This is a genomic window from Nisaea sp., from assembly GCF_034670185.1.
In the GTDB taxonomy this organism is placed as follows: Bacteria; Pseudomonadota; Alphaproteobacteria; order Thalassobaculales; family Thalassobaculaceae; genus Nisaea.
The window spans coordinates 379,341-396,486 of sequence record NZ_JAXMNY010000002.1 but is presented as its reverse complement, the minus strand read 5'-3'; the positions used below and the strand labels follow the sequence as shown (position 1 = coordinate 396,486).

The window sequence follows — 17,146 nt, the reverse complement described above, 5'->3', positions numbered from 1 at the left end:
CCAACAGGGAGGAAATCTGATGAAACAGATAATCGTATTGGCCGTGGCTGCGTCGCTCTTTGCAGGTGGCGCCTTCGCGCAGTCCGGACAGGTTCCGGACAATCTTGAAAAACTGTCGGGCTTCAAGACCACCGGCGTCACCGAGTTCACCTTTATCGAGCAAGGTGGCGATTATGCTGCCGGCATCGAGAGGACGCTGGAACGCATCAAACTGCCGGATGGCTTCAAGATCGAGCTTTATGCCGTTGTTCCCGACGCACGGCACATGGCTGTCGGCCCGCAGGGCATCGTCACTTTCGTCGGCACCCGCAAGGACAAGGTCTGGTCGGTCACGGACCGGAACAAGGATCGCGTTGCCGACGAGGTGAAGGATTTCGCGCCATCGCTGACATTCAGCATTCCGAACGGACCCTGTTTCTCCAAGGACGGCTTTCTCTATATCGCCGAGCAGAACCGGGTTCTGCTGTTCCCGGCCGCCGAGTTCTTTTACGAAAGCCCGGACGTTGCGGCCTTCAATCTTGTCGCCAAGGGCGATCTGATCCCGCCGGACGAGGAAAGCTTCAACCACACGGCGCGGGTCTGCCGGATCGGCCCGGACGGCAAGATCTATATCTCGCTCGGTCAGCCCTTCAATGTGGCGCCGGCGGACAAGCTGGATCTCTACAAGAAGTGGGGCATCGGCGGGATGATCCGCCTGAACCTCGATGGCACCGGCCGGGAAGTCTACACCTACGGCATCCGCAATTCCGTCGGTCATGACTTCCATCCGGCGACCGGGGAGCTCTGGTTCACTGACAATCAGGTCGACGGTATGGGAGACGATATCCCGCCGGGCGAGCTGAACCGGCAGACGGCGGCGGGCCAGAATTTCGGCCATCCGTGGTACGGCGGCGGTGACACACGCACCAACGAGTACAAGTCTGAGGAGCCGCCTGCCGGCACCGTCATGCCGGTCGTCGCGACAGTCGCGCACGCGGCGGATCTTGGAATGCATTTCTATACGGGTCGGATGTTCCCGGAGAAATACAAGAACGCGATCTTCTCGGCCCAGCATGGATCCTGGAACCGGACAACGCCGGTCGGCGCCCGGGTCATGGTCACTTTCATTGACGATCAGGGCAACGCCGCGATGGAGCCGTTCGCCGAAGGCTGGCTGGATGATGCGACGGGCGAATATCTCGGCCGCCCGGTCGATGTGGCGCAGCTTCCGGATGGATCGATCCTGGTGTCGGACGATCTGGCCGGCGCTCTCTACCGGATCAGCTACGCCAAATGAGGAGTGCGATCCTGCTCGGTCTCGGCGGGCTGATGCTCGCCGGGGCCGCTCCGGCTTTTTCCGGCGATCCCGTAGCCGGCCGCAAGGTCGCGAATATGTGCCGGACCTGTCATGGGCTCGATGGGTTTGCGAAAATCCCTATCGCCCCGCATATCGGGGGCGAGCCGAGCAGCTATCTCCAGCGGCAATTGCGCGCCTTCAAATCCGGCGCCCGTCGTCATGAGATGATGTCGGTTGTCGCGTCTGGGCTGAGCGAACAGCAGATCGACGATGTCTCTACCTGGTATGCCGCATATAAGGCGACAGCGTCCTTGCCGAGAGGGGCAGACCCGGCCAAAGCACCGGAAGCCTGCACGGCCTGCCACGGCGCCGACGGCATTGCTGTTCACGAAGATGCTCCCAACCTCGCCGGGGAGACCAACATCTATATCGACACCCAGCTGAAAGCCTTCAAACGGGGCAAGCGGACGCACGAGATCATGAACGGTATCGCCGAGGCGATGTCGGACGAGGAGATCCGGGCGGCTGCCGACTGGTATGCGGCGGTGAAGCTGAAGGTCGACGCCGCCCCGGAATGACTGTCGCGTCACGGTGCGCGTTGCATCGCCCTGCGGGCCTGTGTCTGAATGGCGTCAGACGCATGCCGTGGGAGCGACAAAATGAGTAGAAAACCGACCCTTCAGGACTGGCGAGACCGTGCGGGCAAGGTGCTTCCCGCAGCAGGCTTCGGGAATTTCGATCCTGGTGTGGTAATCGCCCGCGGCGAGGGCGCGCGGGTCTGGGACGAGGACGGTAATGAATATGTCGATTACCTGATCGGCTCCGGCCCGATGCTGGTCGGCCATGGCCATCCCGAAGTGCTGCAGGCGGTGCAGGAGCAGATCAAGGCGGGCTTCACCTTTTTTGCCAACAACGCCCAGGGTATTCAGCTGGCCGAGGAAATCGCCGGCGCCATGGCCTGTGCCGGTCAGGTCCGCTTCGTCTCCACTGGCAGCGAGGCGGACATGTACGCCATGCGGCTCGCCCGCGCTCATACGGGCCGCGAGAAGATCCTGAAATTCGAAGGCGGCTATCACGGCATGTCCGGAGACTCGCTGATGTCACTGGCGCCGGAAAAGCGTGTGAACTTTCCGCTCGCCGTGCCGGATTCTGCCGGTATTCCGGAAGCGGTGCGCGACGGCATGCTGGTGGCGCCCTTCAATGATTTCGACTTTGTCCGTGGCATTCTGGAGGAGCGTGGGCACGAGATCGCGGCGGTGATTGTCGAGCCGTTGCAGCGCCTGATTCCGCCGGAGCCGGGTTTCCACGAGATGCTCCGCGAGGAAACCGCCAAGCGCGGCATCGTGCTGATCTTCGACGAGGTGGTGACGGGCTTCCGTCTTGCCTATGGTGGCGGTCAGGAAAAGTACGGTGTAACCCCGGACATTTGCACCCTCGGCAAAGTGATCGGTGGAGGCTTCCCACTGGCGGCCATCGCCGGGTCAGAGGAGATCATGGCCCATTTCGACAAGGCGAAGGTCGGCTCCGAGGGCTTCACTTTTCAGATCGGCACGCTCAGCGGGAATCCTGTGGCCAGTGTCGCCGGGTTGAAGACGCTCGAGATCCTGAAGCGGCCGGGTGCATACGAAAAAATCTACGCCAATGGCGAACGCATCATGGCGGCACTTGGCCGCGAGTTCGGTGCTGCCGGGATCGCGCATCAGGTGGTGGGCGAGCCGGTGATGTTCGATGTGGTATTCACCGACAAACCGGTGAAGAATTACCGCGATGGGGCGGACGGTAACCTGCAGCAGGCGGCCATTTTCAACGCGGTGCTGCGCCAGCACGGTATCCTGAAACCGCCCAGCAAGTTCTACATCTCGCTCGCCCTGAGCGAGGCGGATCTGGTGCAGACGGAAGAGGCTATCGCTGCTGCGGCAAAGGCGGTGGCCGCAGCTTGAGCTGAAGGTCTAAGGCTCGGGAAAAGTCAGGCGCTAGGAAATATCCGGACGATGCTGTTCGGCCGTTTGGCCGGTACCGCCAGCCTTGTCGATAACGCGGGATGCCGGGATCATTATGGATGCGGTGGTGCCTTCTCCAAACACGCTGGAGAGTGTCAGGGAGCCGCCGTGCAAGGCCATGATTCCGGCGCTGATCGACAGGCCCAACCCGGAGCCACCATGTTCCCGGGACATGCTTGACGAGGCTTGCTCGAAAGGCTGAAGAACGCGTTGCAGGTCCGCTTGGGGAATTCCCGGACCGGTGTCCGAGACGTCGATCAAATAATCTCCGGTCTCATTAAATTTCGCCGTGAGAGTAATGCGGCCTGCCGGAGGGGTGAATTTGACGGCATTGCCGAGGATGTTCAGGAGCACCTGCCTGAGTCCGCGATTGTCGATGAAAAGATACGGTCCGTGCGCCTCGAAATCGGTTTCCACCTGCAGATTTTTCGCCTGTGCCTGAGGGCCTATCATGGTGACGCTTGCACGGGTCATCTTACCCATGTCGATTTCTTCCTCGAACAGGCGGTAAACCCTACTGTCCAGCCGCGCCATATCCAGAATGTCGTTAATCAATGCGAGTAGAAAGCCGGCGCTGTCGTGGATGTCGCGGGCATAGTCGGAATAGGTCATTGGCTTGTCACCGAATGAGCGCTCCCGGATGATCTCGGAAAACCCCATAATGGCATTGAGTGGGGTGCGTAACTCGTGGCTCATGGTGGCCAGAAAGTGTGACTTGGACTCGTTCGCTTTCTCCGCACGGTCACGGGCTTCGGCGAGATCCTTATGATTGCTCTGGATGGTGTCGATCATATGATTGAAACCATCGATGAGCTCACCGGTCTCGTCATCCGTCATCCGTGCCGCGCGCTGCTCGTAATCCTTCGATTCCGAAACAGTTTGCATCGTCTGCGCAAGATGCTCGATCGGACGTGAGATCGCTTTGCCGAGAAGAGATGCCAGGACCCAGGACATCAGTGCGGCAATGACCAGGATGGCGAGGCTCAGCATCAGGATATCGGTTACCGCCGCATCCAAAGAGGCGAGCGACGCCGATATCCTCAATACCCCGAGCGCAATGCCGTCCTGCACAATGGGAACGGTCAGGAGCAGGCTTCCGTCGACCGTCGCATATCCGTTATCGGGCCAGGCCTTCACATCAACCGGGGGGCCGAAACTGGCCTGGATCTGGTTACGACTATCGACGACGCTTGCGCTGGTAACCAAGGCGCGGGAGGAAAGCGCTGACAGTGTTTCCGTTGCCGCTTCCCGATCCTGGAACATCAGGGATGCCTGCAGGTTTGAGGCAAGGATCGCTCCGATGGCGCCCAGTTCCTGAGTGAGGGCAGCGCGGCGTGATTGGTAGGCGTGCAGGGCCAGAACTGTTGTGACCAGAAGGACCGCGATTATGCTAATCGCGGTCGAAAGGTGGACCAACCTGTTGCGGATAGTGGTTTTCCCGAGCCGCTTCATCAGTTCCGATCCCGGCCGATGATTTCCGCGAGGCGCAGTACTTGTGAGCTCAGTTTCACGCCGCTGCGTTCAAGGCTGTCCAGATTGACGCGAAAGCGGAATTTTCCCTCGGAGAGAAAAAGCTCGATATGTCCGCCGGAGGTTGCGAAGCCGGGCGAATCCGAAACCAGCAGGACCTGGCTTTGGTTCGCCAGGTCGAACAACTCCTGTTGAGGCGCCTGATTGCTGCTGACAAATGCAAGATCACATCCGGCAAGTTCCTCGGAGTCATGTAGCGAAGTGATTTCATGGACGAGAAGGGGCCGCTTGCGAATTTGCAGGTTGTCCCAGTCATTAAAAACCGAGCTGGAGATTTTGCCCTGCTCTATACAGAAATCTATCGGGTCTGTTGTGGAAGGCGTTCCGTCCCAGGTTGCGAACTGGGCGAAATTATAGAGGAAACCCGCGATAATGACGCTTCTCTGCGTCTCATTGGCGCGTGCCGAGGCGCCGATGGGCAGAATATTCCAGACCACGTTGAGCGCAAGGAGCAGTGCAGCTGTGAGCAATATGCTGCTAACCGCACCACGTGGGAGCGTTATCGCGGGAAGTCTAACCAATGTCAGAACTTCATTGTCATGGTGAGGAGTACGCTGCGGTCGACTTCGCTTGCTGTCGGCAACGGTGTATCGGCTCTCTCGTTCCCGTATTCCAGATATCCACTATCCAGAAGATTGCGGCCGGTGAGTGCGACTTCGATGGAATCGTTTGGGGACCAGGACAGTCGGGCATCCATGTTTAGATATGCATCGGCCCCGGCGTTTTCGAGATTGTCGACAAAGCGGAAGACAGTGTCGAAGCGCCAGTTCTCGTCAATGTCGTAGAAGGACTGAAGGGTGAGCTGATGTTCCGGCGCGTTGCCCTCGGCTCCCGCCGGCGCCTTGATATCCTCATGAAGCCAGGCATAGCCCGCGCGTAGACGCCAGTTGTCACGCGCCTGCCAGAGCCCGGAAAACTCGAGCCCGTAGGTCGTGGCCTCTGCCTTGTTGTTGATGCTTAACGGTAGCTCGATGAACGGCGTGCCGTAGTTCGTGTTGATGCTGCTGACGCCGATATCTGAATCCAGAAGCAAGTCTGTATAGCTGTTGATAAAGCCTGCGACGTCGAGTGAGACGGTTTCCGATATCTGACCGTGATAACCCGCCTCATAGGCGGTTACTCTCTCTGCATCCAGGCTTTTGTCGCCTTCTATCGACGGGACTAGCGGCAGCGGGGAGGGATTGGTCGGGGTGCCGGGCGGGACAACAGTGTTTCGCACCGTGCCGATCTTTTCGCCGGTGCTTGGCGTGCGGGCCGCTGTCGAGACTGCTGTCCAGACCGCGTGCCTCGGAGTGACGTTCCAGATTGCCCTGGCAGAGGGCTGGATCTCGGTTCCGGACACGGAGTGGTGTTCGATTTTACTGCCGACCGTCAGTTCGACACGATCATCGAAAAACCCACGGGATGCCTGCGCGAAGACATTGTAGATGGACGTGTTTTCGTCTTCGGGGGCGACGTTGAAACTGAAATCGCTTGTCTGGATGTCGCTGAAGATCGCGCGATACCCCGCCCCCCATGTCAGGTTTGTTTTAGCCCCCAGCTTGATCCCGTGCTGGGCCTGAAGATCGGCTGTGGTGCGGTATTCCTCGGCTATCGGGGTGTCGATATCCATGTACCGGTGATCGACGAAGCCCTGCAGGGAGACCTCGGAGGCCTCATTCACCTGATGGTTCCATCGTCCCATGACAAAGGCTCCGTAGCGGTCGATGTCGCCGTTACGGAGCGTTGAGTAGGGGAATGACAAGGAAGGCTGCGTATGCCGGTCACCGGCCATCACCTTGTTGTATCCAGACTCAATCAGGATTTCGTCATCAACCGTCGGCGTCCAGTCGACGCGCAGGTTTGCCTGACCGTTCTCCCATTGATCGTTTGCGCCGGATCCGTCGGGCAGCTTCGTCTCGTTATACCCATCGAATTGGGCAGAGAGGCGATAGGTCGCTTCGTCACCGATCGAGGCGCCCTGGCGAAGCGAAAGGCCGCCGGCTTTCTCGGTCCCGACAGAGAACTCCGCCTGCTGTCCCTGCGTCTCGGAGGAGTGCCGGGTAATGATGTTTATGACCCCGTTGACGGCATTCGCTCCCCAGAGCGTTCCGCCGGGGCCACGCACCACCTCAATCCGGTCGATCTCTTCTATCGGAACGCTGTGCCTGTCCCAGAACACGCCGGAAAACAGGGGGGAATAGATGCTGCGTCCATCGATCATGACCAACAGCTTGTTGGCGAAGCGGCTGTTGAAGCCCCTGATGCTCACGGCCCAGGAATTGGCGTTGATCTGCGCGACATTCACGCCGGGCACGAGGCGCAGTGCGTCCGGGATTGTGCTGGCGCCGGAGCGCCGTATTTCTTCGCGGGTCAGGACGTAAACCGCAGCGGCGGCATTTTGAACCCGTTCAGGTTGTTTGGAGACCGTTGTGACCTCGATATTCATGAGATATTCGAGCGACATGCGGGTTAACGGATTTGCATCGTCCGCGTGTGCCGCCGTGACGAGTGTCATGCAGGCAACAAGTGCTGTTGCTGGAAGCCGGCGTGTGCAGCTCATCCACAAGGTCATAAGGCCCCCCTTCGCGGTTTTGAGTTGCAATTGGAATAGTATGGGAGTGCTTAGGGAGACGTTAACGGAGCGTGGAAATCAGCAATTCCGGGGGCTTGCCGGAATCTGGTGATTTCTAGTCATTATTCTATGAATTCAAGAAGGCGGCTTCGCACGGTATTCGCCATCGTCCTATCAGTTTAGGGTTATGTCGTGAGTTGATTGACGTCGTTCATTCAGAGTTGGGACGACTGGCTATTGACCGGTGCCGAGCAGTCTAAAGTCTTGAGAAGCCTTGCTTTGACAAGCGGCAAGCATGATCCTGCTGATCCGGAATGGAGAATAGAATGTTACTTGGCGGAGAAGTTAGACGCTGGCAGCGGCTCGGCAGATGGATTGCATTTCTCTGGCGGAAGGTCGCCTGGCCACTGCACGCAGCCACTCAAAAACAGAGCCAGAAGCAAGCTCAGAAATAGAAAAGGAGCGCTGAAGCGCTCTTTTTTTGGGAATACTTCCTTATGCCGCGTCGCTCTCGCCATCGCAGCGGCGGCGAAAGTTGTGGTTGCGGAAAAGCTGGGGCGGATATTGCGTTAGAAGTTCTTGCTCAGTTCGACGAACATGCGCTGGAAGCTCCCGCCATCATCATCGACGGGACGCGTCAGGGAGCGGGCATATTCAAGTTGCAGGCGGATACTGTCCGTCAGATTCAGGCGTAGTCCCATCCCGGCGGAGGAAAGGCTTTCCCGGGGTTGCTCGAATTCACCCTTGTTCCAGACCATGCCGAAATCGTAGAAGCCGAAAACCTGGAACCAGGTGAAATAGTCGTCCCTCAGGCTGTCTCCGTATTGCAGTTCGACACTTCCACCGACGCCGTGATCCCCCGTCAATTCGCTGAAATCATAGGCTCGGCCGATCGAGGATCCGCCCAGGCTGAATTCCTCTGAGGAGAGCAGCTCATCGTCGGCGACCTGCCCTGCAGCGTGGAGCCGGATGCCGATTTCTTTGGTGATCTCCTGCTGGCGTGTGAGCGACGCGCGCAGCTTCAGAAATTCTGCGTCAGCCCCGAGGCGGGAACGAAGGTTTCCTTCCCCGGACGCGCCGAGTATTGACAAACCGCCGGATACTTCACCGAAGAGCTGATTTTGGCCGCCGAAATCATCCTCTGCATACATGTACAAATTGCTCCGCAGAACCCGGAGCTGGTCCTTGAAGTTGCTGCCGGCATTGTCTTCTTCGGAGACGCTCCGGACATCGGCCGAGAGATTGACCCAGAGGCTGGTATCTGTGGACCGGAGGATCGGATGTGCTGCCTTCAGGACCAAGCGTCGGCTGTTGCCTTCGATCCCGTCGATTGCATCGATTCCGCCGGCATCGCTTTCGCTCGCCGAGAGGGCTGCGCCGAGGGTGGTTCCGCTAGAGCCGACGAAACGACTGATTTCCAATTCTCCGTAGCGCAATTCCTGTGGCTGATCGGGGATGCTGAAAAGACCGACCCGCAGCTGGGTGTCCGGGTCAAGAAGCCGGTTGCTTGAAATGGATGCCCAGAGCTGGTGCTTGCCGGATGAGTCGGTGCCCCGGTTGTCGTAGGAGATCACCCCGCTTTCTGGTTTAGCCGTCAGGGTAAGCTGAAGGGCGTATCGCCCTGCGAGCGCATCGATTTCCGCCATCTCCGCAGACTCAACGACGCGTCCGAACGAATCCCCGATCAGGAGCAGAACCCGCTCGAGATCTTTCCGTTTGATGGGTCTGAACTCGTCAATTGCAGAGGCGAGCCGGCGGACATATCCGTCCCTCTCTCCGTCGCCCTCGAAATCGACACGTTCGACATAGCCTTCCGCTACCCGGATCACGGCGACTCCCGCAGACAGGTCCTGGGGCGGGAGATAGGCCTGGGTCAGGAAGTATCCCCGGTCCCGGTAGTGTTTCGTGATCAGCGCTACAGCCGCCTGGAGGTCGGTGGTGGTTACGAGCCGGGCGAGAATGTCTTCATAATAAAGGGCCAGGTCCGCGCGCGAGAAAACGGTGTTGCCTTCGAGTGTGACGGCCGCGAGCAGGAAAGTCTGTTCTTGCTGCTCTGATGGCTCATGACCTTCGGGCGATAACGGGGTCTCGGGCCCAGGCGAGGTGCGCCCGGCCGCCCGGGGTACCCGTTCTTCGATCTGCGCATCGGGAGACGAATGCGGCTGCGGGTTCTGTTGAGCATATGCAGGGGTGCGTGCCCCATGCAAAATCAGTAACAGCAAAAAAAATGTGTATAAGTAAATTTTCCGTCTGACCATCGAGGTATTAAGACTATAAATGGTTTTCAGTCAGTTAATTATTAATTTCTTTCGTCTAAATGTCGAGCGTAGATGAGTAAAAAAGTGGTTAACTGCGATTAATACTTTGTCGCCAGATAATATTGTTGAATTTGTTTGGTCTAGGGCGTAGATAATGGCGTGTAAGTTGTTGATAAATAGTGATTATTTCAAATTTATGGAAAATTTTCCATAAAGTGAGAGGCACAACAGCCTTGCGACGGGGGCTGCCAGCATGGCGAAGGCTCCAACGGCAAAAACGCCGGGTTAAGGATGAAGACCGAAATGAATAGAACGATCAAAGTAGCTACCGACGTAATCTTGGGTCTGGCCCTGATCGTGTTTTTCATGGGCACTGCTCCCGCGCAGGCGCAGCAAGATGGAAACTGGACCATTCTGGAAATCTCGGGTGATGTCGAGATCGACCGAGGTGGCAATGGTATCGCTCCAGTATCTGTCGATAGTCGTCTTGGCGAGGGAAGTGTCATCCGGACCCGGGATCGGGGCCGGCTGGTTTTGATCCGTGGTGATGAGTCGATCATCGTCGGCCCGAATACGGAAATCAGTATTCCCGAGCAGGACAAGAGCTGGGGGACGCGAATTCTGCAATCGCTCGGAACGGCGCTCTTTAAAGTTCAGAAGAAATCGTCCCCGCACTTCGAGGTTGTCACGCCCTATATGGCAGCAGTCGTCAAAGGGACGTCCTTTACGGTTAATGTCCGGGAAGGGACAGGTCTCGTCCATGTTCTTGAAGGGGCGGTTCAGGTCACTGACGTGGCCAGTGGCGCTGCCGTCATGGTGCGTCCCGGGCAGACAGCCCGGACATCTTCCGGAATCGGCCTGCAACTGGATGGCGCGCCGGTGGACAACGGGACAGAGGCGACCCAGACGGACAGTGCGGTAACAGTTGAAGACGGCACACCGGATGTTGCCCCGAGCGAAACGCTTGATGCGGGGACGGAAGGCGGCACATCTGCAGCCACCGTGGAGGTCGCTTCTGGCGCGGTACTTTCGGCGCCGGTCGGATTGGTTAAAATCGATATCAGCAGCGCTACCAACGGTTTGGTTCGCAGCGCCGAGGCCTCGGGAGGCCGGGGGGCGGCCAAGTCGTCCTCGAACGGCAACGCAAATGGTAATGGACGCGGAAACGGTGCGGTATCGGCTCGTTCGGCCGTGGAGTCCGCGCGTGTTTCCGATCGATCCGCGACAGCGCGATCCGGAAATCGGGCTGCGATCCGAACGGCTCTCGCGTCGGCAAACGGCAATTCCGGTAACAACGGGAATGGCAATTCCGGTAACAACGGGAATGGTAATTCCGGTAACAACGGGAACGGTAATTCCGGTAACAACGGGAATGGCAATTCCGGTAACAACGGGAATGGCAATTCCGGTAACAACGGGAATGGCAATTCCGGTAACAACGGGAACGGTAATTCCGGTAACAACGGGAACGGTAATTCCGGTAACAACGGGAACGGTAATTCCGGTAACAACGGGAACGGTAATTCCGGTAACAACGGGAACGGTAATTCCGGTAACAACGGGAACGGTAATTCCGGTAGCAGCGGGAACGGTAATTCCGGTAACAGCGGGAACGGTAATTCCGGTAACAGCGGGAACGGTAATTCCGGTAACAGCGGGAACGGTAATTCCGGTAACAGCGGGAATGGCAATTCCGGTAATAACGGGAATGGCAACGGCAAGAACAATTAGGTCGGCCGATGGGCTGTTTTACAAACCACTTGGATGGCACGGGCCGTGCTTGAGCCGGGATAAATAGGGACGGTTTCAATGTGGGCTCTGGGGCGACTGCGCGGCAAGACCTTGATGTTGCTGTGTGCGGTGCCTCTGGTGCTGATTTTCCTTGCCCATCTCAACTGGCTCGAACCGCTGAACCGTCGGATACTGGAGCTCAAGTTTCGCTGGCTGACAACGCCGGCCAGTGGTGAGATTACTGTTGTCGAGATTGACGCCAGTACGATCGACGCAATCGGCACCTGGCCGTTTCCGCGGCGCAACTTTGCCGACCTGATTCAGCGGCTGGACAAGGCCGGTGCACGCAGTATCGCAATGGATATCGATTTCAGCGCCTTTTCCACGGAAAGCGACGATTGGGCGTTGCGCGCTGCCATTGAAGGCAGCTCGGCGCAGATCATCCTGCCGACCTTTGTTCAGCAGGGAGGACGGTCGCTCGACGGCCAGCAATTGATCGAGCGGTCGGCCACCCAGTTTGAAAAGGTCGGCGGCAGTTTCGGGTCCGTTAATGTCGAGCCGGAAGGCGATTCCAGGATCTGGCGTTACGCTACATTCAGCCAGAACAGCAACGGCAGGCGCCCGTCAATGGCCGCGCTACTGGCCGAGGGCCAGCTGCCCACGGACAGGTTCACGATTGATTTCGGGATCGATTACAGCAGTATTCCATTTGTTTCGATGCGGAAGATCATCGATGGGGAATTCGACCCCGGTCTGATCGCCGGCAAGCGTATTGTCGTCGGTGCGACCGCCATTGAGCTTGGCGACAAATTTCCCGTGCCGCGATACGGATTCCTGCCGGGGGTTTATGTTCAGGTTCTCGCCGCGGAGAGTCTCCTGCAAGGGCGTGCCCTGCAGACAAGCAGCCCGGTAACGCTCTGGATCGGGATGCTGTTCCTGCTTCCAGTCGGGATGCTGATCCTTGGCAGGCCCTGGCGCGGAGCGGTGATCGCGACGGCCGCGGCAGGAGGAGGAATCCTCTTCGCCTGCTTCGTATTGCAGGCAGTCTCTCCAGTGATCCTGCAGATTACCGCCTGGCTTTGCGTGCTTGCCGGGTGGTGGTCTCTCAGGCTTCTGAAAACGCTACATGAGCAAGGGCTCCGCCTTTTCCGTCAGCGGCTTTCGAGCGTCTATATGCGCGAGCTCATGCGGCGGGTCGTCGATGACAGCTTCGACGGGATTCTCATGACAGACAGCCGGGGCTTTATCGAGAGATGCAACGGCACAGCCGAGATACTCTTGGGGGTTCATGCAAAACAGGTTCTCGGCAAAAACCTGTCATCAGTCTTCCCGGACAAAGTTTACGCGCAGATTCGCCCGCACCTGGAGGGGCAAGGCGGCGGGGAGCGTTTCGAGCTGACAATTCCGCTTCAGGATGACCGTGCGACTGAGATCGAGATGACGGTTGGTGTCATCCAGCTCGCCATGAGCAAAAGTCCGTTCGAGCGCCGGACCACCGGGCGTCAGGTTCATGTGCTGACGTTTCGCGATATCTCTGACCGCAAGAAGGCCGAGGATGAAAAAACGGAAGCCTTACTTGAGGCGCAACGGGCCAACGAGATGAAATCCCATTTCCTCGCCAGCGTCAGTCATGAGTTGCGTACACCACTCAATGCGATCCTCGGGTTCTCCGACATGATGCAGTCGCAGGTTTTCGGCCCGATCGAAAACCCCCGTTATCTTGAATATGCGGAGAGCATCAATCACAGCGGACAGTTTCTGCTGGAACTTATCGATTCGATTCTCGATGTGTCCCGCTTGGAAAGCGGCGAGGGCCAGCCTAATCTGAAAAACTTCGAGATCGAGAATCTTCTGGAAGAGTGCCGGGAGGTTATGCTTGGTCTGAGTGCGCGCTCCCCTCGGGTCTGGGATTTCCAGGTCGATCGCGACGTGGCGGTATTCTGGGCCGACCAACGTCTGCTGCGGCAGGTTTTTATTAACCTGCTTACGAACGCTTTCAAGTTCACAGACGAGCAGGGGCGGATTCAGGTCATCATCCGCAGGGCTGACGATAATCACGTGATCATAGAAGTCGCGGACAACGGATGCGGGATTCCAAAGGAAGACCAGGAGCTAATATTTGAGCCATTCCGGCAGGCGTCTTCCTCGTATGTCCGTCACGCAGAAGGGGCTGGCCTCGGCCTCTATATCGTCCAGCGGATCGTCGCCGCACATGGTGGTGAAATCGGGGTCGAAAGCGAACCGGATACCGGAGCGACTTTCCGCATCCGGTTCGCTCCTGATATCGCCGGCCCGCAGCCACGGGAGCTCAACGTTGAAACCCCGGAGGTTTTGTAAAGTCTCATCGCGGTGATCGCTTCCTATAGTCACGATCAAACATACGTTGCTCGGTGGGGCGTCAGGCGCTGGCGACGGCCTGGGCGGTGGATTGCGACGTTTTTTCGGAAGGTTGTCGGGGCATCAAGGCCGAGCGACGGAAAGTAAAAAGGAGCGCCGAAGCGCTCCTTTTTCGATCAGTTTTTTCCGTCCCGCGTCAGTCGAGCGCCTGGACGATTTCCTCGCACATCTTCTTCGCGTCTGAGAACAGCATCATCGTGTTGTCGCGGAAGAACAGCTCGTTCTCGACCCCGGCATAGCCCGAAGACATACCGCGTTTCACGAACAGAACCGTCTTGGCGTTCTCCACGTCGAGGATCGGCATGCCGTAGATCGGGCTGGCCGGATCGGTTTTCGCCGCCGGGTTGGTGACGTCGTTCGCGCCGATCACGAAGGCGACGTCGGTCTGGGCGAAATCGCGGTTGATCTCTTCCAGCTCCAGCACGTCTTCATAGGGCACGTTGGCTTCCGCCAGCAGCACGTTCATGTGCCCTGGCATGCGGCCCGCCACAGGGTGGATGGCGTAACGCACTTTCACGCCTTTACCCTTCAGGATGTCGCCCAGTTCCCGCAAGGCATGCTGGGCCTGTGCGACCGCCATGCCGTAGCCCGGCACGATGACGACGGAGGAGGCGTTCTCCATGATGAAGGCCGCATCGTCGGCGCTGCCGGACTTGACCGACTTGTCGCCGCCCGGGCCGCCCATCGCCGCCGCTGCGTCGCTTTCGCCGCCGAAGCCGCCGAGGATGACGCTGAAGAAGGAGCGGTTCATCCCCTTGCACATGATGTAGCTGAGGATCGCGCCGGAGGAGCCGACAAGCGCCCCCGTGATGATCAGCAGCGAGTTGCCGAGGGTGAAGCCGATGCCGCAGGCGGCCCAGCCGGAATAGGAGTTCAGCATCGAGATCACGACGGGCATGTCGGCGCCGCCGATCGGGATGATGATCAGGATGCCCAGCACCAGGGCGAGCACGAAGACGGCCCAGAAGGCGGCCGGGCTCTGGTCGATACACAGCCAGACAACCAGCGCGACCATCAGCAGGCCGAGTGCCGCGTTCAGCGGATGCTGGCCGGAGAAGGTGACCGGTGCGCCGGAAAGGATGCCCTGCAGCTTGCCGAAGGCGATGATCGATCCGGTGAAGGTTACCGCGCCGATTGCGAGACCAACGGCCATTTCAACCAGCGAGCCGACGGCGATGTTGCCGGGCGTGCCGATGCCATAGGCCTCGGGCCTGAAGAACGCGGCCGCAGCGACGAAACAGGCAGCGAGGCCGACCAGGCTGTGGAAGGCCGCGACCAGCTGCGGCAGGGCTGTCATCTCGATCTTGCGGGCGATGAAGGCACCTATGGAGCCACCGATGACGATACCGGCGAGGATGGTGCCGTAGCTCATCACTTCCGGCATGGCGATGGTGGTGAGGATGGCAATCACCATACCTGCGATGCCGAACATGTTGCCCTGTCGGGCACTGTCCGGAGAGCTGAGGCCCTTCAGCGCCATGATGAAGCAGATGCTGGAGATCAGATAAAGGACGGCTGAGAGATTCTCGGTCATGTCTATATCCCCCGCCTCAGCGCTTTTTCTTGAACATGGAAAGCATGCGCTGCGTGACGATGAAGCCGCCGAAGATATTCACCGACGCCAGCACTACGGCACAGAAGCCCATGATCTGGGAAAAGTTCGTTTCCGCCGGACCGGCGGCGATCAGGGCGCCGACGATGATCACGGAGGAGATTGCGTTGGTCACGCCCATCAGCGGCGAATGCAGTGCCGGTGTGACCCGCCAGACGACGTAGTAGCCGACGAAGCAGGCCAGGATGAAGACCGTGAAAAGCGAGATGAAGCTGTAGGGGCCGGAATGGGCGGCCTCTGTTACTTGGCTGGCGACTCCGCCCGCATCCGTCGCGAATTGCGCCATCTCGCCCGCCAGGCTCGCGGCCTGCTCGGCGAGGGCTTTCGCCTTCTGTTCAATCTGGGTGGCATCCATGATCAGGCATCCCCCTCTTTATCGGAACCGGCCGCGGGCGCTGTCGCCGAAGTTGCCGTCGCGGCTTTCGGTTTGGCGGGCGCCTTGGCGGTTTTCGCTGCTGGTTTAGAGGTTGTTTTCGACGCTGCCGGCTTGCGGGCCGCGCGTGGTTTCGCAGCAGGTTTCGCTGCAGTTTTTTCCGCCGCAACCGCCTGAACGGCCGGGTGCACGACCTTGCCGTCCTGGGTGATCAGTGAGCCCTTCACGATCTCGTCTTCAAGATCGATCTTCAGGCTCTTGGCTTCCGCGTCATAGAGCGGCGTCAGGAAGTTCAGCACGTTCTTGGCATAAAGCGCGCTGGCATCGACAGCGATCCGGCTCGGCACGTTGGCATGGCCGACAATGGCGACGCCGTGCTTGCGCACCACTTTGCCGTATTCGGAGAGCGGACAGTTGCCGCCCTGCTCGACGGCGAGATCGACGATCACCGAGCCCGGCTTCATCGTCTTCACCATTTCCTCGGTGATGAGTACCGGCGCCGGGCGCCCGGGGATCAGCGCCGTGCAGATGACGATATCCTGCTTCTTCAGTGTCTCCGCGATCAGCTCTGCCTGTTTCTTCTTGTAGGCGTCGCTCATTTCCTTGGCGTAACCACCGGCGGTTTCCGCTTCCTTGAACTCCTCGTCCTCGACCGCGACGAAGGTGCCGCCGAGGCTTTCGACCTGTTCCTTGGAGGCGGGGCGCACGTCAGTCGCCGAGACAACGGCGCCAAGGCGCTTGGCGGTGGCGATGGCCTGCAGGCCGGCAACACCGGCGCCCATGACGAGAACCCGGGCCGGCGGTACGGTGCCGGCGGCGGTCATCATCATCGGGAAGGCGCGGCCGAACTCGTTGCAGGCATCCAGCACGGATTTGTAGCCGGCGAGGTTTGCCTGGCTGGAGAGCACGTCCATGCTCTGCGCCCGGGTGATCCGGGGGACCATTTCCAGTGCGAATGTCGTGATCTTCTTGGCAGCGAGCGCATCGATCAGCGCCCGCTCCTTATAAGGCTCCATCAGCGAGATCAGGGTCGCGCCGCTCTTCATCAGGGCGATCTCGTCCGCTTCGCCGGTAACCTCGGCACCGGAGCCGATGGGCTTGCGGACCTTGAGTACGACATCCGCGCTGCCGAGCGCGTCCTTCGCGGTCTTGACGATCTTCGCACCCGCAGCCTCAAGAGCCGCGTCCGTGAAGGCCGCGCTCAGACCCGCGCCGGTTTCGATGGCAACCTCGAAGCCCATGGCGACGTATTTTTTAACTGTATCCGGCGATGCGGCGACGCGCGCCTCGTATGGTCGCCTTTCTTTAGCGATGCCGATTTTCATTCGCGTTTCTCCTGTACGTTCTGCGATCGTTCTCTCGCAGGGCCGACGAAGGCCGAGAGTGCCGCGCTGCAGCAACCATGGCAAGACCCG

12 protein-coding genes are annotated in these 17,146 nt (G+C 59.1%); 5 read left to right on the top strand and 7 right to left on the bottom strand.

Features of this window, described 5'->3' with window-relative positions:
- Nucleotides 1–19 precede the first annotated feature (19 nt).
- The 3 genes from VOI22_RS11485 to VOI22_RS11475 all read left to right on the top strand — a co-directional run bounded on the left by VOI22_RS11485 (nucleotide 20) and on the right by VOI22_RS11475 (nucleotide 3,216).
- The gene (locus VOI22_RS11485) at nucleotides 20–1,276 is read left to right on the top strand and encodes a PQQ-dependent sugar dehydrogenase (protein WP_323796621.1); all 1,257 of its coding nucleotides are present in this window, start codon (nucleotides 20–22) and stop codon (nucleotides 1,274–1,276) included.
- Nucleotides 1,273–1,854 (top strand): c-type cytochrome, encoded by a 582-nt coding sequence (locus VOI22_RS11480; protein ID WP_323796620.1) that lies wholly within the window; start codon nucleotides 1,273–1,275, stop codon nucleotides 1,852–1,854. The genes VOI22_RS11485 and VOI22_RS11480 overlap by 4 nt, the downstream gene beginning before the upstream one ends.
- Before the next feature lie 81 nt (nucleotides 1,855–1,935).
- On the top strand, nucleotides 1,936–3,216 hold the full coding sequence (locus VOI22_RS11475) for an aspartate aminotransferase family protein (protein ID WP_323796619.1): 1,281 nt from the start codon (nucleotides 1,936–1,938) through the stop codon (nucleotides 3,214–3,216).
- Nucleotides 3,217–3,249: 33 nt separating this feature from the next.
- Here the strand turns inward: VOI22_RS11475 and VOI22_RS11470 are convergent, their stop codons facing one another.
- The 4 genes from VOI22_RS11470 to VOI22_RS11455 all read right to left on the bottom strand — a co-directional run bounded on the left by VOI22_RS11470 (nucleotide 3,250) and on the right by VOI22_RS11455 (nucleotide 9,582).
- Complete coding sequence (locus VOI22_RS11470; RefSeq protein WP_323796618.1) at nucleotides 3,250–4,728, bottom strand: ATP-binding protein; 1,479 nt, start codon at nucleotides 4,726–4,728, stop codon at nucleotides 3,250–3,252.
- Complete coding sequence (locus VOI22_RS11465; protein ID WP_323796617.1) at nucleotides 4,728–5,276, bottom strand: YfiR family protein; 549 nt, start codon at nucleotides 5,274–5,276, stop codon at nucleotides 4,728–4,730. The genes VOI22_RS11470 and VOI22_RS11465 overlap by 1 nt, the downstream gene beginning before the upstream one ends.
- Before the next feature lie 53 nt (nucleotides 5,277–5,329).
- Nucleotides 5,330–7,348 carry a TonB-dependent receptor gene (locus VOI22_RS11460; RefSeq protein ID WP_323796616.1) on the bottom strand — a complete coding sequence of 673 codons (2,019 nt, stop codon included), beginning with the start codon at nucleotides 7,346–7,348 and terminating at the stop codon, nucleotides 5,330–5,332.
- Nucleotides 7,349–7,929: 581 nt separating this feature from the next.
- On the bottom strand, nucleotides 7,930–9,582 hold the full coding sequence (locus VOI22_RS11455) for a ShlB/FhaC/HecB family hemolysin secretion/activation protein (RefSeq protein WP_323796615.1): 1,653 nt from the start codon (nucleotides 9,580–9,582) through the stop codon (nucleotides 7,930–7,932).
- A gap of 339 nt (nucleotides 9,583–9,921) precedes the next feature.
- Between VOI22_RS11455 and VOI22_RS11450 the strand changes: the two genes are divergently transcribed.
- Nucleotides 9,922–11,349: a FecR family protein gene (locus tag VOI22_RS11450; RefSeq protein ID WP_323796614.1), complete on the top strand. Its 1,428-nt coding sequence runs from the start codon at nucleotides 9,922–9,924 to the stop codon at nucleotides 11,347–11,349.
- 78 nt (nucleotides 11,350–11,427) lie between these two features.
- Nucleotides 11,428–13,686, top strand: coding sequence for a CHASE2 domain-containing protein (locus tag VOI22_RS11445; RefSeq protein ID WP_323796613.1), 2,259 nt, complete (start codon nucleotides 11,428–11,430; stop codon nucleotides 13,684–13,686).
- Between the two features lie 196 nt (nucleotides 13,687–13,882).
- On the opposite strand, the gene VOI22_RS11440 is transcribed toward VOI22_RS11445, so the two are convergent.
- The 3 genes from VOI22_RS11440 to VOI22_RS11430 are packed head-to-tail and all read right to left on the bottom strand — an operon-like array spanning nucleotide 13,883 to nucleotide 17,056.
- Nucleotides 13,883–15,280: an NAD(P)(+) transhydrogenase (Re/Si-specific) subunit beta gene (locus VOI22_RS11440; protein WP_028466516.1), complete on the bottom strand. Its 1,398-nt coding sequence runs from the start codon at nucleotides 15,278–15,280 to the stop codon at nucleotides 13,883–13,885.
- A gap of 16 nt (nucleotides 15,281–15,296) precedes the next feature.
- Nucleotides 15,297–15,713 (bottom strand): NAD(P) transhydrogenase subunit alpha, encoded by a 417-nt coding sequence (locus VOI22_RS11435; RefSeq protein WP_028466515.1) that lies wholly within the window; start codon nucleotides 15,711–15,713, stop codon nucleotides 15,297–15,299.
- Nucleotides 15,714–15,715: 2 nt separating this feature from the next.
- The gene (locus VOI22_RS11430) at nucleotides 15,716–17,056 is read right to left on the bottom strand and encodes a Re/Si-specific NAD(P)(+) transhydrogenase subunit alpha (protein ID WP_323796612.1); all 1,341 of its coding nucleotides are present in this window, start codon (nucleotides 17,054–17,056) and stop codon (nucleotides 15,716–15,718) included.
- Nucleotides 17,057–17,146 lie beyond the last annotated feature (90 nt).

What these genes read in the sequence shown, in the direction of transcription:
- VOI22_RS11480 (WP_323796620.1), top strand. Translation starts at nt 1,273, where the DNA reads ATGAGGAGTGCGATCCTGCTCGGTCTCGGCGGGCTGATGCTCGCCGGG.
- VOI22_RS11485 (WP_323796621.1), top strand. Translation starts at nt 20, where the DNA reads ATGAAACAGATAATCGTATTGGCCGTGGCTGCGTCGCTCTTTGCAGGT.
- VOI22_RS11470 (WP_323796618.1), bottom strand. Translation starts at nt 4,728, where the DNA reads ATGAAGCGGCTCGGGAAAACCACTATCCGCAACAGGTTGGTCCACCTT.
- VOI22_RS11460 (WP_323796616.1), bottom strand. Translation starts at nt 7,348, where the DNA reads ATGAGCTGCACACGCCGGCTTCCAGCAACAGCACTTGTTGCCTGCATG.
- VOI22_RS11475 (WP_323796619.1), top strand. Translation starts at nt 1,936, where the DNA reads ATGAGTAGAAAACCGACCCTTCAGGACTGGCGAGACCGTGCGGGCAAG.
- VOI22_RS11440 (WP_028466516.1), bottom strand. Translation starts at nt 15,280, where the DNA reads ATGACCGAGAATCTCTCAGCCGTCCTTTATCTGATCTCCAGCATCTGC.
- VOI22_RS11435 (WP_028466515.1), bottom strand. Translation starts at nt 15,713, where the DNA reads ATGGATGCCACCCAGATTGAACAGAAGGCGAAAGCCCTCGCCGAGCAG.
- VOI22_RS11445 (WP_323796613.1), top strand. Translation starts at nt 11,428, where the DNA reads ATGTGGGCTCTGGGGCGACTGCGCGGCAAGACCTTGATGTTGCTGTGT.
- VOI22_RS11450 (WP_323796614.1), top strand. Translation starts at nt 9,922, where the DNA reads ATGAATAGAACGATCAAAGTAGCTACCGACGTAATCTTGGGTCTGGCC.
- VOI22_RS11430 (WP_323796612.1), bottom strand. Translation starts at nt 17,056, where the DNA reads ATGAAAATCGGCATCGCTAAAGAAAGGCGACCATACGAGGCGCGCGTC.